This is a genomic window from Silvimonas sp. (assembly GCF_031291215.1).
Classification (GTDB): domain Bacteria; phylum Pseudomonadota; class Gammaproteobacteria; order Burkholderiales; family Chitinibacteraceae; genus Silvimonas; species Silvimonas soli.
Genome location: NZ_JARLJK010000064.1, coordinates 127,258 through 141,686, shown reverse-complemented (window position 1 = coordinate 141,686; position 14,429 = coordinate 127,258). Strand labels below are relative to the sequence as shown.

At 55.1% G+C, this 14,429-nt stretch carries 12 protein-coding genes; 6 read left to right on the top strand and 6 right to left on the bottom strand.

Annotated features, from left to right (window positions below):
- Positions 1 to 8 precede the first annotated feature (8 nt).
- Positions 9 to 1,622, top strand: a complete 1,614-nt coding sequence (locus tag P4L78_RS06815) for a response regulator (RefSeq protein ID WP_309327369.1) — start codon at positions 9 to 11, stop codon at positions 1,620 to 1,622.
- A 102-nt stretch (positions 1,623 to 1,724) separates the two neighbouring features.
- On the opposite strand, the gene clpA is transcribed toward P4L78_RS06815, so the two are convergent.
- Both clpA and clpS read right to left on the bottom strand, forming a co-directional pair.
- A complete protein-coding gene (gene clpA / locus P4L78_RS06810) occupies positions 1,725 to 3,992 on the bottom strand; it encodes an ATP-dependent Clp protease ATP-binding subunit ClpA (RefSeq protein ID WP_283150545.1) in 2,268 nt (755 codons plus the stop codon).
- Entirely contained in the window at positions 3,989 to 4,300 is a 312-nt protein-coding gene (gene clpS / locus P4L78_RS06805) for an ATP-dependent Clp protease adapter ClpS (protein WP_283150544.1), read from the bottom strand. Before clpS ends, clpA begins: the two co-directional genes overlap by 4 nt.
- Positions 4,301 to 4,545: 245 nt before the next feature.
- On the opposite strand from clpS, the gene P4L78_RS06800 reads away from it, so the two are divergent.
- The gene (locus tag P4L78_RS06800; RefSeq protein WP_053939930.1) at positions 4,546 to 4,749 is read left to right on the top strand and encodes a cold-shock protein; all 204 of its coding nucleotides are present in this window, start codon (positions 4,546 to 4,548) and stop codon (positions 4,747 to 4,749) included.
- Between the two features lie 230 nt (positions 4,750 to 4,979).
- On the opposite strand, the gene icd is transcribed toward P4L78_RS06800, so the two are convergent.
- Positions 4,980 to 6,203 carry an NADP-dependent isocitrate dehydrogenase gene (gene icd, locus P4L78_RS06795; protein WP_283150543.1) on the bottom strand — a complete coding sequence of 408 codons (1,224 nt, stop codon included), beginning with the start codon at positions 6,201 to 6,203 and terminating at the stop codon, positions 4,980 to 4,982.
- Between the two features lie 138 nt (positions 6,204 to 6,341).
- Between icd and P4L78_RS06790 the strand changes: the two genes are divergently transcribed.
- The 3 genes from P4L78_RS06790 to mnmA all read left to right on the top strand — a co-directional run bounded on the left by P4L78_RS06790 (position 6,342) and on the right by mnmA (position 8,885).
- Positions 6,342 to 6,890 (top strand): pseudouridine synthase, encoded by a 549-nt coding sequence (locus P4L78_RS06790; protein ID WP_283150542.1) that lies wholly within the window; start codon positions 6,342 to 6,344, stop codon positions 6,888 to 6,890.
- Positions 6,891 to 7,367: 477 nt separating this feature from the next.
- Complete coding sequence (locus tag P4L78_RS06785; RefSeq protein WP_283150541.1) at positions 7,368 to 7,820, top strand: NUDIX hydrolase; 453 nt, start codon at positions 7,368 to 7,370, stop codon at positions 7,818 to 7,820.
- A gap of 6 nt (positions 7,821 to 7,826) precedes the next feature.
- The gene (gene mnmA, locus P4L78_RS06780; RefSeq protein ID WP_309327368.1) at positions 7,827 to 8,885 is read left to right on the top strand and encodes a tRNA 2-thiouridine(34) synthase MnmA; all 1,059 of its coding nucleotides are present in this window, start codon (positions 7,827 to 7,829) and stop codon (positions 8,883 to 8,885) included.
- A gap of 90 nt (positions 8,886 to 8,975) precedes the next feature.
- Here the strand turns inward: mnmA and P4L78_RS06775 are convergent, their stop codons facing one another.
- Positions 8,976 to 10,502: a YdgA family protein gene (locus P4L78_RS06775; RefSeq protein WP_309327367.1), complete on the bottom strand. Its 1,527-nt coding sequence runs from the start codon at positions 10,500 to 10,502 to the stop codon at positions 8,976 to 8,978.
- Between the two features lie 92 nt (positions 10,503 to 10,594).
- The gene (gene purB, locus P4L78_RS06770; RefSeq protein ID WP_283150538.1) at positions 10,595 to 11,965 is read right to left on the bottom strand and encodes an adenylosuccinate lyase; all 1,371 of its coding nucleotides are present in this window, start codon (positions 11,963 to 11,965) and stop codon (positions 10,595 to 10,597) included.
- Between the two features lie 253 nt (positions 11,966 to 12,218).
- Here purB and P4L78_RS06765 point away from each other — a divergent pair, with 253 nt between their 5' ends.
- Positions 12,219 to 13,130 (top strand): 2OG-Fe(II) oxygenase, encoded by a 912-nt coding sequence (locus P4L78_RS06765; protein WP_309327366.1) that lies wholly within the window; start codon positions 12,219 to 12,221, stop codon positions 13,128 to 13,130.
- An 89-nt stretch (positions 13,131 to 13,219) separates the two neighbouring features.
- On the opposite strand, the gene P4L78_RS06760 is transcribed toward P4L78_RS06765, so the two are convergent.
- Positions 13,220 to 14,413, bottom strand: coding sequence for a pyridoxal phosphate-dependent aminotransferase (locus P4L78_RS06760; RefSeq protein WP_283150536.1), 1,194 nt, complete (start codon positions 14,411 to 14,413; stop codon positions 13,220 to 13,222).
- Positions 14,414 to 14,429 lie beyond the last annotated feature (16 nt).

The following is a 14,429-nucleotide window of genomic DNA, read 5'->3' as shown; positions in this document are numbered from 1 at the left end:
GGGATGCTATGACCAGACCAGAAGGCCGCCTGCGCGGCTCGCCCGCCGACATTAAAACCGGGTTGCAATCCACGCTCGACGCCCTGAAAGGGCAGGTTGAGCAATATCTGGAACACGGCCTGGATGCCGCCGACCACGCGCAACTACGCGCCCGGATTGAACAATTGCACGAAACTGGCGCCGAGTGGATGGCCACCGGCGTGCGCGCAGCCGCTTTGTCGCTGGAACGGCTTTATCTGGAATACCAGAGCCACACCCCGCAGACGCGCTCGCAAACCGCGACACGGCTACGCCACGGTATGGATGCCCTGGCCCAAGCCGTTACACACTTCCTGGCGTCGGGGCTGGAACAACTGGCCGATGCGCTGCCCACGGTTGAAGCCAGACCCGAACAGGTGGTAATCGTCAGCAACGATCTGGCGACCAGCGAACTGCTGCAAATCGAGCTGGCGCTGCAGATGCCGGGCGCGCAGGTTATTTTGCGCTCGACCTTGCCGGAGCAGCGGGTTGATCTGCTGCTGTTGGACCTGGATAGCCAGTCCGCGCCATTTGTAACGTTGACCGACTTTTTGCCTAACGGCGTACGTGCGCCGCAGCGATTGGTGTGTTTGTCTACGCAGTCGGATATCGCCACCCGCTTGATTGCGGCCCGATTTGGGGCGCAAGCGTTTATCCACAAGCCGGTTCACCCTGATGAATTAGCCGAGTTATTCAACCGGCTGGAGCAACAGCGCAAGCATCCGGCCTATCGCATCCTGATCGTGGATGATGAGCCCGACGTGGCCGAGTATTACGCCGAGATCCTGCGGGAGGCGGGAATGGTGGTGCAGATGGCCAACGGGCCGGTGCAGATGTTCGAGAAAATTGCCCAGCTCAACCCTGAGCTGATCGTGCTTGATCTGTACATGCTGGGCTGGAGCGGTCTGGAAATTGCCAGTGTGCTACGCCAGCAACCGGCCTATATGAGTGTGCCGATCGTGTTCTTGTCTTCAGAACATGCGCAGTCCAAGCGGCTGGAGGCAATGCGGCGTGGTGCTGACGATTTTCTGGTCAAACCCATCGAGCCGGACTTTCTGGTCGCCGCCATCCAGACCCGCGCCGCGCGCTTTCGCTTGCTGCGCGAGCAACATACTCGCGATGCGCTGACTGGCATGTTGGGGCGACAGGCGATCATGCAATTGCTAGAGGTTGAGGCCGCCCGCTGCAAACGCAGTCGCCAGCCATTGGGCGTGGTGATGCTGGATATTGATGGTCTGCAACGCGTTAACCAAGCCTTGGGTCATCAGGCGGGCGACCAGCTATTGCGGGCGTTGTGTGCTTTGCTGCGGCAGCGTTTGCGTGTGAGCGATGGCATCGGGCGCATCCAGGGTGGATCGTTTCTGGTGGTGCTGCCAGATGTCGAACAGAGCGATGTGCTTGGTTTGATTGATGCGTTGCGCGTGCGCTTCGGGCGCACGTTATTGCCAGGGCACACCGGCGCGACAGTACCCATCAGCTTTAGCGCTGGCGCCACCGTCAAACGGGTAACAGAAACCATTCCCGCGTTACTGGAAAGAGCCGAGGCCGCATTGCGCGAAGCAAAAGCCGCAGGTGGTAACCGGGTTTACACCCAGTTTGAGTGAGCCTGGCCCGCGCAGAGGTGGTTTCAGGTAAAGCGCAGCCAAATAAAAAGCCCCAGGCAATGAAAATTGCTTGGGGCTTTTTGTTACGACAACTCAGGCCAATCAGGCTGGAACGGTTTCGCTTTCCGGCAGATTCAACACCACCTTGTCGTCATCATCCAGATCAATGGTGACTTCACCGCCATGAGCCAGACGACCAAACAATAACTCGTCGGCCAGCGCCTTGCGGATGGTGTCCTGAATCAGACGGGCCATCGGTCGGGCGCCCATGAGCGGATCGAAACCCTTCTCGGCCAGCATCTCTTTAAGTGCTGGTGTGAAGTGCGCGTCCACCTTCTTCTCTTGCAGTTGCAGTTCCAGTTGCATCAGGAACTTGTCGACTACCTGCAGGATGATTTCGTGAGTCAACGGTGCAAACGAGATCGTAGCGTCCAGCCGGTTGCGGAACTCTGGCGAGAACAGGCGTTTGATTTCCTGCATCTCATCGCCCGCTTCCTTCTTGGCAGTAAAGCCCAGAATGGCCTTGTTCATTGACTCGGCACCGGCGTTGGTCGTCATGATCACGATCACGTTGCGGAAGTCCGCCTTGCGTCCGTTGTTATCGGTCAGCGTGCCGTGGTCCATCACTTGCAGCAGCACGTTGAAGATATCCGGATGTGCTTTTTCGATTTCATCGAGCAGCAACACCGAATACGGATGCTTGGTGACCTGTTCCGTCAACAAACCGCCTTGCTCAAAGCCCACATAACCCGGAGGCGCACCGATTAAACGGCTGACCGCATGACGCTCCATGTACTCGGACATATCAAAGCGAATCAGCTCAACGCCCAGCGTATACGCCAGTTGTCGTGCCACTTCGGTTTTGCCGACACCGGTCGGGCCAGAGAACAGGAACGCGCCAATCGGCTTTTGCGGATTGCCCAGACCAGCCCGCGCCATCTTGATTGCCGAAGACAGCGCATCAATGGCTTGTTCTTGCCCGAACACCACACTCTTCAGATCACGATCCAGCGTCTTGAGTGTGCTCTTGTCATCGTTCGAGACACTCTTGGGTGGAATGCGCGCGATCTTGGCGACGATCTCTTCGATCTCGTTCTTGCCAATGGTTTTCTTCTGCTTGGACTTGGGCAGAATTTTCTGCGCCGCGCCTGCCTCATCAATCACGTCAATGGCCTTGTCGGGCAAATGACGATCATTGATGTACTTGGCGGCCAGCTCTGCTGCCGTGCTCAAAGCAGTTGCCGTGTACTTCACGCCATGATGCTTCTCGAACTTGTCTTTCAAGCCTTTGAGAATCTCAACGGTTTGCTCAACAGTCGGCTCAACCACGTCGATCTTCTGGAAGCGACGCGACAGCGCGTTGTCTTTTTCGAAGATGCCACGGTATTCCGTGTAAGTAGTCGCACCAATGCACTTGAGCGTGCCGTTGGACAGCGCTGGCTTGAGCAAGTTGGATGCATCCAGCGTGCCACCCGAGGCCGCACCGGCACCAACGAGGGTATGAATCTCGTCAATAAACAGAATGGCGTTGCGCTCTTCGGTCAGTTGTTTGATCACCGCTTTCAGGCGTTGCTCAAAGTCACCACGATATTTGGTGCCAGCCAACAAGGCACCCATGTCGAGCGCATACACGGTGGCATCGGCAAGAATGTCTGGTACTTCGCCTTCCACGATGCGGCGCGCCAGGCCTTCTGCAATGGCAGTCTTGCCCACGCCAGCCTCACCCACCAGCAGCGGGTTGTTCTTGCGGCGACGGCACAAAATCTGCACCACACGCTCCAGCTCGGAATCGCGCCCGATCAACGGGTCGATTTTGCCAGCCAGGGCCTGTTGATTCAGGTTCTGGGTAAAGTTTTCCAGTGCGCCACCCGGGCTGACTTCGGGGTCATGCTCTTCCGAGCCTTGATCCGAACGCGGCGGGGTAGAGGCGTTGGGTGCGCTCTTGCTGATGCCGTGGCTGATAAAGTTGACCACGTCCAGACGCGTTACCCCTTGCTGATGCAGGAAGTACACGGCGTGACTGTCTTTTTCGCCAAAGATCGCAACCAGCACATTGGCACCGGTGACTTCCTTCTTGCCCGAAGACTGGACGTGCAAAATCGCACGCTGAATGACGCGCTGGAATCCAATCGTCGGCTGTGTCTCTACCTCACCCGTGCCAGAAACGACCGGCGTGTGTTCGGTGACAAAGTCGGACAACTGATGACGCAGTTCATCCATGTTGGCGCCGCAGGCCCGCAGGACCTCCGCCGCTGACGGGTTATCAAGCAAGGCGAGCAGGAGGTGTTCCACGGTGATGTACTCGTGGCGCTTTTGTCTCGCCTCCATGAAAGCCATGTGCAGGCTGACTTCTAGTTCCTGGGCGATCATTCGTTTACCTCCATGATGCATTGGAGCGGGTGCTGATGTTGGCGGGCGTGCTCGGTTACCTGCGCCACTTTTGTTGCGGCAATGTCCTTGGGGAACACACCACAAATGCCTCGTCCTTCAGTATGGACTTTGAGCATGACTACGGTTGCTTGTTCGCGCTGCATGGAAAAAAAAGTTTGCAGAACGGCAACCACAAATTCCATCGGGGTGAAATCGTCGTTTAAAAGCACGACACGGTACATGGAGGGAGGCCCGGTACGGATCTCTTTCTCTACTATTTCCCGCTCAAATTGATGCTGCTGCGCCATAACTATCCAACCGAGTTTCTATTTATCATTTTGGCCCGGAACAGGGCTTTTTCAAGCGTTTCCTGGAAACAACAGTTTTACCGTATACGGCGTTGCCTTGCTTGACCATCAAAGTAAATATCGCGTAAAACGAATGCGCGTTTGATGGACAAGTTTCATGCTGTGCCGGTCTAACCCGCTGTACAGGTCTTGACTTCAAACCTTGGGAAAATGCTTTAACTGTTTATCTTGGAGAAAGACCTAATATGGCAACGGGTACAGTCAAGTGGTTCAATGATTCCAAAGGCTTTGGCTTTATTACTCCGGACGAAGGCGGCGAAGACATCTTTGCTCACTTCTCCGCGATCAATATGCCTGGTTTCAAGACCCTGAAAGAAGGCCAACGTGTGACATTTGAAGTTGCACAAGGCCCTAAGGGCAAGCAAGCTGCAAACATCCAGGCTGCCTGATTTCAGGTTCCTGAAGCGTTTGAAAACCCCGCCATGTGCGGGGTTTTTTGTTGCGCTGCATCCAGCACCCCGCCACACAGTCTTACTGTAGATGGTGCGCTGCCAGAAAAATACAATAGCTACGCAAATGTGTCAGAACGCCACACCCCGAATACCGCCCATGAAAAAGCCCCACCGCGGTGGGGCTTTTCTGTGCCATGCTGGCTGACCGCTTGCGCGATCCAACACCATTACATGCGCTCGACAATCGCCTTGCCAAAGGCCGAGCAGCTGACTTCTTGTGCGCCTTCCATCAAGCGGGCGAAGTCGTAAGTCACGATCTTGTCTTTGATGGTTTTTTCCATCGCCACAATGATCAGATCTGCCGCTTCTTTCCAGCCCATGTGACGCAGCATCATTTCAGCTGACAGCAACAGCGATCCTGGGTTTACCTTGTCCTGGCCAGCGTACTTCGGTGCCGTGCCGTGCGTAGCTTCAAAGCAAGCTATGTTGTCAGACAGATTGGCACCCGGAGCAATACCGATACCGCCCACTTCTGCCGCCAGCGCGTCAGAGATGTAGTCGCCGTTCAGGTTCAGGGTCGCGATCACGTCGTATTCAGCCGGACGCAGCAGAATCTGCTGCAGGAACGCATCAGCAATCACGTCTTTGATAACGATGCCGTTAGGCAGTTGCAGCCACGGGCCGCCGTCGATCTCAACACCGCCGAACTCGCGCTTGGCCAGCTCGTAACCCCAAGTACGGAACATGCCTTCCGTAAACTTCATGATGTTGCCCTTGTGGACAAGCGTCACGGATTTACGGTTGTTGTCGATGGCGTACTGAATCGCCTTGCGCACCAGGCGCTCGGTGCCTTCGCGCGAAACCGGCTTGATACCGATGCTCGAAGTTTCCGGGAAACGGATCTTCTTCACACCCATTTCGGTTTGCAGGAATTCGATGACTTTCTTGGCGCCTTCAGATTGCGCGTCCCACTCAATACCAGCGTAGATGTCTTCGGTGTTTTCACGGAAGATCACCATGTCGATCAGGTGTGGTTGCTTGACTGGCGAAGGTACGCCGTCGAAGTAACGCACCGGGCGCAGGCAAACATACAGATCCAGCTGCTGACGCAAAGCCACGTTCAGCGAGCGGATACCGCCACCAACCGGCGTTGCCAGCGGGCCTTTGATCGATACGACGTATTCTTTCAGCGCATCCAGCGTTTCTTGTGGCATGTAGGTGTCATTGCCGTACAGCTTGGAAGCCTTCTCACCACAGTAGATTTCCATCCAGTGGATTTTGCGGCTGCCGCCGTAGGACTTGGCTACTGCAGCGTCGACCACTTCTTTCATCACAGGGGTGATATCAGCACCGATACCGTCACCTTCGATGAACGGGATGATTGGGTTATCCGGCGTGGCGAGATTCGGAACGATCTTCGCGCCCTCTTTGGGTACTTGAATGTGGCTCATTAGGTACTTCCCATGCAGAGATTAGGACAACGCCGTATCGGCGCCAGACAAGCCGCGATTATCGCGTGAACGCGGGCGAAAGCCAAGCGGGCATCTGCGGTTACGCTGTCTGGTCCGGCAGAAGGTTAGAATAGCGGCATGAACAAAGTCATTCTTTTCAATAAACCGCATGGCGTGATCTGCCAGTTTTCGCCCAGCCCGCCGCATCAATGTCTGGCCGATTATGTTTCGGTGAAAGGCGTTTATGCCGCTGGCCGTCTGGATACAGATTCAGAAGGGCTGCTGCTTTTAACGGATGATGGTGCTCTGCAGCATAAAATTGCCGATCCGCGTCATAAATTGCCCAAAACCTATTGGGTGCAAGTAGAAGGGGCGCCCGATGACGCCGCGCTGGCGCCACTGCGCCATGGCGTTGATCTGGGGGATTTTGTAACGCAACCGGCCAGTGTGCGCCTCATGCCCGAGCCACCTGGTTTGTGGCCGCGCGTTCCGCCGATTCGCGAGCGCAAACAGATACCCGTTAGCTGGCTGGAAATCATCATCCGCGAAGGCAAAAATCGCCAGGTGCGGCGGATGACGGCTAAAGTCGGTTTTCCGACATTAAGGTTGATTCGCTACGCAATTGGCCAATACACGCTGGATGGATTGCAATCGGGGCAGTGGAAAGAAATTGATATCCAGCGTTGATAAGAAAACCTGAATCATTGCGTTTGAGTGGATGCCGATTTGAACTGGTTTCAAAGCTTTCTTTCCAGGTTCTTTCCGTAAATTATTTTCGATTAAATTTGCTGTAAATAACGTCATCAATTGCCGTTCATTCAATGTAATTATTTTTGAATCAGTCGTGGCTGGAAATGGCTGATCAATATTCAGGGCAAGTTGGGAATCACCAATAAATCCGGCCTTTCAATAGATGGCGCAAGCCTGCGGACTGGATTTTTTCAGCATTGGCGGTGGAATCACACATCGCTGCCAGATCAGAACAATGGCCTGTGGCGATCCGGCATATTCCGCCAGACGGCGAGATTTCATGCCCTCCGTCGCCCGGTGCGCTGCCATTTACCTGGCGCTTTATGCGCATACGCCTAAACCATTGTCAGCATGTCGCCTGACGGGATCGGCGCATTACGGTAAAATCCGCTTTTGATTTTAGTGTGTTGCAGCATGTTCAAACCCAATGCGGTGGTTGCGGCGGTGGTCGAGCGCGACGGGCGTTTTCTGATGGTTGAAGAGATCATCAATGGCCAACTCACGCTTAACCAGCCAGGCGGACATCTCGAATTTGGTGAATCGCTGATTGCTGCGGTGATCCGGGAAACACTGGAAGAAACCGCACACCATTTTGTGCCCGAGGCGTTGATGGGCATCTACCAATGGTCGCCGTCCGGGGATGAACAACGGACCTTTCTGCGCTTTGCTTTTGCCGGAAAGTTGACCGGTTTTGATGCCGGTCTCGCGCTTGACCCGGATATTGAACGCGCCCTGTGGTTGACTCGGGACGAATTGGCCGCACGTAGTGAACAGCACCGCAGCCCCTTGCTGATGCCGTGCATCGACGATTACCTTGCTGGTCGCCGTTATCCGCTGGAAATCCTGCAAGACTTTGACCGGAAGTAATAACGAATGAATGACAAGATTGTGGTGGGTTTGTCGGGTGGCGTGGATTCATCCGTCACCGCGCACCTGCTCAAAGACCAAGGCTACGACGTTGTCGGCGTGTTCATGCAGAACTGGGAAGACGACAACGACGACGAATACTGTTCGATCAAGGAAGACAGCATGGATGCCATTTCTGTGGCCGACCTGCTGGATATCGATATCGAACTGGTGAACTTCGCCAAAGAATACAAAGATCGCGTGTTCAGTTATTTCCTGGCTGAATACTCGGCCGGGCGCACGCCGAATCCGGACATCCTGTGCAATAGCGAAATCAAGTTCAAATGCTTTCTGGATTACGCTATCAAACTGGGCGGCGTGAAGATGGCTACTGGCCACTACGCGGCCAACCGCGTGCGTGCCGATGGCCGGACCGAGTTGTTGCGTGCGGCGGATCAATCCAAAGACCAGACCTACTTTTTATACCGCTTGAGCCAGCAGCAGGTAAGCCACGCGGTGTTTCCTTTGGGCGGCATGCAAAAGTCTGAGGTGCGCGAGATTGCAGAACAGATCGCGCTGCCGAACGCCCGCAAGAAAGACAGCACCGGCATCTGTTTTATTGGCGAACGGCCATTTCGCGAGTTCCTGAACCGCTATCTACCTAAAGTGCCCGGTGCCATGAAAACGCCGGAAGGGCGCGTGGTTGGCGAACATATGGGCCTGATGTACTACACCATTGGCCAACGCCAGGGTCTGGGTATCGGCGGTGAAGGTTTGCCGTGGTTTGTGGCGGGCAAGGACATGGAAAAGAACGAGCTGATTGTGGTGCAAGGTCACGATCATCCCTTGTTGCTCAAACATGACCTGTTAGCGCTGGATTGCTCGTGGATTCTGGGTGAAGAACCTGCGCCTGGCCGATATACCGCCAAGACTCGTTATCGCCAGCAGGACGCTGCGTGCACGCTTGAGCATTTTGAGGGCGGTGTCAAACTGGTGTTTGACGAGCCGCAGTGGGCGATGACGCCGGGGCAATCCATGGTGCTGTATGACGGCGAGGTTTGTCTGGGCGGCGGGATTATCCAGTAACAGACGGTGCTGGCGCATGTGAGTCATGCAAAATAAAAGGGGGCGATTGAATCGCCCCCTTTTTTTACATAGCTTGTTACAAAGCCAGGTTTACTTCGATGCCTCAACCTTCGCCGGTTTTTCAGCTTCGGTAGCGGCACCAGCCACAGCGTGTTGCACCTGTTCCCACGGCAGCGGCACGTTTGCGCCATTCAGGATGAACTTGCCACCTTCCAGCGATGCGGTTGCGGAAATGGTGTCGCCATCGACGCGGATCAGCTTTTGTTCCGACATGCGGTCCAGCTGGCCTTCAACAAACTGGCCGGCCAGGTAGTCCAGATCTGCTTGTGACACGCCGTTATCGGCGTTGCCAAACATATTGCGCGCTTGCCAGGTCACGACAGTCGAAATGACTTTACGTGGCACATTGAACTCTGCCTTCGCCACCAGCTTGCGCATGAACACCGCCGGCTGATCCAGGTCTTCTGGCTTGAAGCCTTGCAGGCCCACTTCGCCGCTGAAATGAATGCTGCTATCAGGCAGTTTGATATCCAGCTTGCGAATGGCCAGGCGCGGGTCATGCGTCAGCAGTGGCATGCCTTCGGCTTTAGCCAGCTTCATCAACTCGCTCGACAGCTGCTCGCGGGTCAATTGCTGTTTTTGCAGACGGTTGAATTCGTCGCCCAGCTTGGCCAGCGTCGGGCCGTGCAAGTGGTTGGCTTCAGCCAGCAATTCGGCTGGGCCATAAGGCTGATCGTTCAGGACCAGCTTTTCCAGCATGAAGTGAGCGCTGCCGTCGATCAATTCGCCATTTTCGGCCAGCTTGCCGTCATAGCTCAGGTTGTGTAATCCCAGCTTGAACGGGTTGTCGCCTGGCATATCCAGCGTGAAGTCCGCAATTTTGGCGGACGAGGTACCAATCATCAGGCCGGTTTTGCCGCGCACATGATCGGACTCGAAGGTCATGTCGGTGGCCGTAAACTGACCTTTGCCCTTGGCTTCGCCGCTCAGGCCGGGGGCGGTGGCGATCAGTTTGACGCGATTGAAATCGCCGCCGTAATCCAGCGTGGCGTTCAAGCCTTGCCATTTGGCTTTGACGCCGGAAATCGCTTCTTCATAGTCAAACGACGGCACTTTGATGGTCATCAGGCCATCGTCGTTGAAGCTGATGCGGTTTTCAATGCTGATCGGTTTTTGCGTGCCAAAGAAGCGCGACAGTGTTTTCTGGGTTTCCGGAGAGAACTGGAAATCCGTAGTAACCACTGCCTTGTATGGATGCGGATTGAAGTGGCTTAGCAGCGGCAGCGGGCCGTGCTGGATATTCTGGGTGTAGGTCACTTCAAAGGTCGGCAGCGGTTCGCCTTCCTTTTCCAGGAAAAAGCGATACAACTGCGGATTGATTTGCAGTGTGGTTTTTTCAGTGGAAGAGAACCAGCCGCGATGATATTCGCGGTTTTTGACGATGAAGTACGGCAGGCTGGAAAGCCACTGGTTCTGCTTTTCGAGGGTGTCTTGCACCGAGCGTCCGGCCATCCACGAGCTGCCGACATAAGCCGCGCCCAGCAGCACAACGGCAAGCGTGCCGCCAACCAGTACTTTGCGTTTCACCGGGTAAATCTCCCCTTGATTCAATATCATGCCGGCGGCTCTTGGGCCGCCGGCTTTGCGAGACAACTACTAATTTAATTACTGCTACCAGGTCATCCTGGCTTCTTTAACGAAGCGCGAGATCAGATCCGGTTGGCCAGCTCAACGGCTGTACCGATGTACGTCCATGGCGTCAGCGCCTTCAGTCGTGTCTTTTCGCTGTCTGGAATAGCCAGACCATCGATAAACACGGCCAGCGCTTCCTTGGTAATGCCACTCTTGCCGCGTGTCAGTTCTTTCAACTGCTCGTACGGATTAGGCACGCCATAACGCCGCATGACGGTCTGGATTGGCTCGGCCAGTACTTCCCAGTTGTCATTCAGGTCGTCCAGCATCGCCTGGCGATCCGCCAGCAGCTTGTTCAAACCCTTCAGGCATGACGCATAACCCAATTGTGCATAACCCAGACCGACGCCCATATTACGCAACACGGTGGAATCGGTCAGGTCACGTTGCCAGCGCGAGATTGGCAATTTTTGCGACAGGTGCGTCAACATCGCATTGGCCAGACCCAGATTGCCTTCGGCGTTTTCGAAGTCGATCGGGTTAACCTTGTGCGGCATGGTCGAACTGCCAACTTCATTCTTGTTTACGCGCTGCTTGAAGAAGCCCAGCGAGATGTAACCCCAGATGTCGCGATTCAAGTCGATCAGAATCGTGTTGATGCGCGATACGGTGTCGTACAACTCACTCATGTAGTCGTGCGGTTCAATCTGGATTGTGTACGGGTTGAATGTCAAACCCAGGCTTTCGACGAAGCTGCGGCAGAATTGTTCCCAGTCGATTTCCGGATAGGCCGACAAGTGTGCGTTGTAGTTGCCCACCGCACCGTTAATCTTGCCCAGCACTTCCACTTTTTCCAGGCGTGCCAGCTGGCGTTCCAGGCGGTAGGCCACGTTGGCCATTTCTTTACCCATGGTAGTCGGCGTCGCCGGTTGACCGTGGGTGCGGCTCATCATGGCTGCATCGGCCAGTTCATGCGCCAGATCTTTGAGTTTGGCGGTGATTTCACGCAGCTTGGGCAGCGTGACCGAATCACGCGCAGCTTTGAGCATCAGGCCGTGCGACAGATTGTTGATGTCTTCCGAAGTACACGCAAAGTGAATGAACTCGTTTGCGGCAGACACTTCGTGATTACCGGACAAACGTTCTTTCATCCAGTATTCAACGGCTTTCACATCGTGATTGGTGGTGCGCTCGATGGTTTTGACTTCCATCGCGTGCTCAATCGAGAACTGCGCTACCGCCTGATCAAGCTCGGCAATGGTCGCGGGCGAGAATGGCGCGATCTCGGTAATGGCGGGTTCAGCTGCCAGTGCCTTAAGCCACGCGATCTCAACAGTGACGCGGTGTTTGATGAGTGCGTATTCGCTGAAAAACGGACGCAGATCGGCCAATTGCTTTTCGTAACGGCCGTCGAGGGGGGAAAGCGCGGTCAGTGCAGAGAGATCCATATCGGTGATGGCTAGCCAAGCAGTTGAATCGAAGCGCGAAATTTTAACACAGCCGCGCGACAAGCTCTTGCACGCTTACAGATGGCAGTTTTTTGCCGGGATCACCTACCGTGGAGCGGGTGGACTGTTGCGCCTGTTGTGCTTGTGGTCACGGTACGGATGACACGGCGCGCGGCAACGGTTAAAAATGTCAAAAATAACCAGACATACGTACTCAAAAACGTACTCACAAAAAACGAGGATGAGCAGTCGAATGGAAAAAATCACCAATATTTCGCCAGACTGGCAGAAGTGGATCGTCGACAACCTCGGTCGTGGCTGTACCGCACAATCGCTGATTGACGTGATGGTCGAAAAAAACTTCGACCCCATGTTTGCCAATGCCATTGTGTTTCATTTCTCCACCACCCATAAGGGCGGCGTGTCTCCGGTGCTTGCCGCACAACCGGTAGCGCAACCGGCAGTGGCCAGTAGCGGTGTCAAAGAGCGCATCGCTGCAAACAGTTACCGCTACGAAACGCCACGCTTCAAGCCGGGCAACTTTATCCAGACTAATGACCGGGTGGTGCAGGTCGTCAGCCGCGTGGAGAAACCTTATATTGCCGTGCTCGATGACGTATTCAGCCATGAAGAATGCGATGAACTGGTGAAGTTGTCGCAAGCGCGGCTCAAGCGCTCCACCATTGTTGATCCGAAAACCGGCCAGGATGCGGTGATTGAAGAGCGCACCAGTTTTGGTACATTTTTTCATGTGAACGAAAACGAATTTATCGCTCGCCTGGATCGGCGCATCTCCGAGGTCATGAACTGGCCGGTCGAGAATGGCGAGGGCCTGCAGATTCTCAATTACAAGGTGGGCGGGGAATACAAGCCGCATTTCGATTACTTCCCCGAAAGCGATCCGGGTAGTCGCGTGCATCTGGATCGTGGCGGGCAGCGTGTTTCCACGTTGATTGTTTATCTGAATGATGTGGAAGAGGGCGGTAGCACGGTGTTCCCGGAACTGGGTCTTACCGTGGGGCCAAAGAAAGGCGCTGCCGTGTACTTTGAATACACCAACAGTAGCGGCCAAGTTGACCCAATGACCCTGCATGGCGGGCTGCCGGTGCTCAAAGGCGAGAAGTGGATTGTCACCAAGTGGATGCGCCAGCGTCGCTTTGGCTAAGCAATCCGCCGATTACGGTCTGATTTCTGCAATAAAAAACGGAGCCCTGGCTCCGTTTTTTATTGGGTCACCACACGATTGGTCGCGGCTTAGCTCAGTGCCTTTTCAATGCGCGCCAGTGCTTTTTCCAGGTTCTGCATGCTGGTCGCAAACGAGATCCGGAAATAACCCTCTGCGCCAAACGCCGAGCCTGGCACGACGGCGACGTCTTGTGTTTCCAGCAAGTACGCGCCCAACGCCATATCGGTGGCTTCGGCCAGCTTGCCTTCTGCAGTCAGCGTTTTGATGGCTTCGCGCGCGTCGACAAAGGCGTAGAACGCACCACCTGCGGTCAGGCACTTCAGCCCGCGGATGCTATTGAAGCGCTGCACCACAAACTGATGGCGCTCGTTGAAAGCCACCAGCATTGGCTTGATGCAGTCTTGGCTACCCACCAGCGCCGCTTCGGCCGCAACTTGCGAGATCGAAGTCGGGTTAGAAGTCGATTGTGACTGGATGTTTTCCATGGCCTTGATCAGCTTGGCCGGGCCGCCCGCGTAACCAATGCGCCAGCCCGTCATCGAATACGCTTTGGAAACACCATTGAGCAAAATGGTCTGCTCATACAGTTCCGGGCAGGCATTGAGGATGTTGTAAAAGCGCGTGGTGCCCAGCATCACGTGTTCATACATATCATCCGAGGCGATCAGGATGTCCGGATGTTGTTTCAGCACTTCGCCCAGTGCCTTGAGTTCTTCCAGCGAGTAAACCGCACCGGTCGGATTGGACGGGCTGTTCAAGACCAGCATTTTGGTCTTGGGGGTAATTGCAGCTTGCAATTGCGCTGGCGTCAGCTTGAAGCCCTGTTCAATGCCGCAGGCCACGATGACCGGTTTACCTTCGGCAATCAGCACGATATCCGGATACGACACCCAGTACGGCGCGGGCACGATCACTTCATCGCCCGGGTTGATAAACGCCTGGCACAAGTTGAAGAAACTTTGCTTGCCACCCACCGACACCAGAATCTGGTTGGCTGCGTAATCCACGCCGTTATCGCGTTTGAATTTATCAATAATGGCTTTCTTCAGCCCGGGCGTGCCCGATACCGGGGTGTATTTGGTAAAGCCACGGTTAATAGCTTCAATCGCCGCTGCCTTGATGTGATCCGGGGTGTCGAAGTCTGGTTCGCCAGCTGCCAGCGCAATCACATCGCGGCCCTCTGCTTTGAGCTTGCCCGCTTTGGCGGTGATGGCAAGGGTCGGCGATTCCTTGATGGCAAGAACACGATTCGAGAGCTGCACGGTGCAATCCTTTGGC

Bases quoted from the DNA above. Each gene is read 5' to 3' on its own strand.
- icd (WP_283150543.1), bottom strand. From the start codon at position 6,203: ATGAGCCACATTCAAGTACCCAAAGAGGGCGCGAAGATCGTTCCGAAT.
- P4L78_RS06790 (WP_283150542.1), top strand. From the start codon at position 6,342: ATGAACAAAGTCATTCTTTTCAATAAACCGCATGGCGTGATCTGCCAG.
- clpA (WP_283150545.1), bottom strand. From the start codon at position 3,992: ATGATCGCCCAGGAACTAGAAGTCAGCCTGCACATGGCTTTCATGGAG.
- P4L78_RS06785 (WP_283150541.1), top strand. From the start codon at position 7,368: ATGTTCAAACCCAATGCGGTGGTTGCGGCGGTGGTCGAGCGCGACGGG.
- P4L78_RS06775 (WP_309327367.1), bottom strand. From the start codon at position 10,502: ATGATATTGAATCAAGGGGAGATTTACCCGGTGAAACGCAAAGTACTG.
- clpS (WP_283150544.1), bottom strand. From the start codon at position 4,300: ATGGCGCAGCAGCATCAATTTGAGCGGGAAATAGTAGAGAAAGAGATC.
- P4L78_RS06800 (WP_053939930.1), top strand. From the start codon at position 4,546: ATGGCAACGGGTACAGTCAAGTGGTTCAATGATTCCAAAGGCTTTGGC.
- purB (WP_283150538.1), bottom strand. From the start codon at position 11,965: ATGGATCTCTCTGCACTGACCGCGCTTTCCCCCCTCGACGGCCGTTAC.
- P4L78_RS06765 (WP_309327366.1), top strand. From the start codon at position 12,219: ATGGAAAAAATCACCAATATTTCGCCAGACTGGCAGAAGTGGATCGTC.
- mnmA (WP_309327368.1), top strand. From the start codon at position 7,827: ATGAATGACAAGATTGTGGTGGGTTTGTCGGGTGGCGTGGATTCATCC.
- P4L78_RS06815 (WP_309327369.1), top strand. From the start codon at position 9: ATGACCAGACCAGAAGGCCGCCTGCGCGGCTCGCCCGCCGACATTAAA.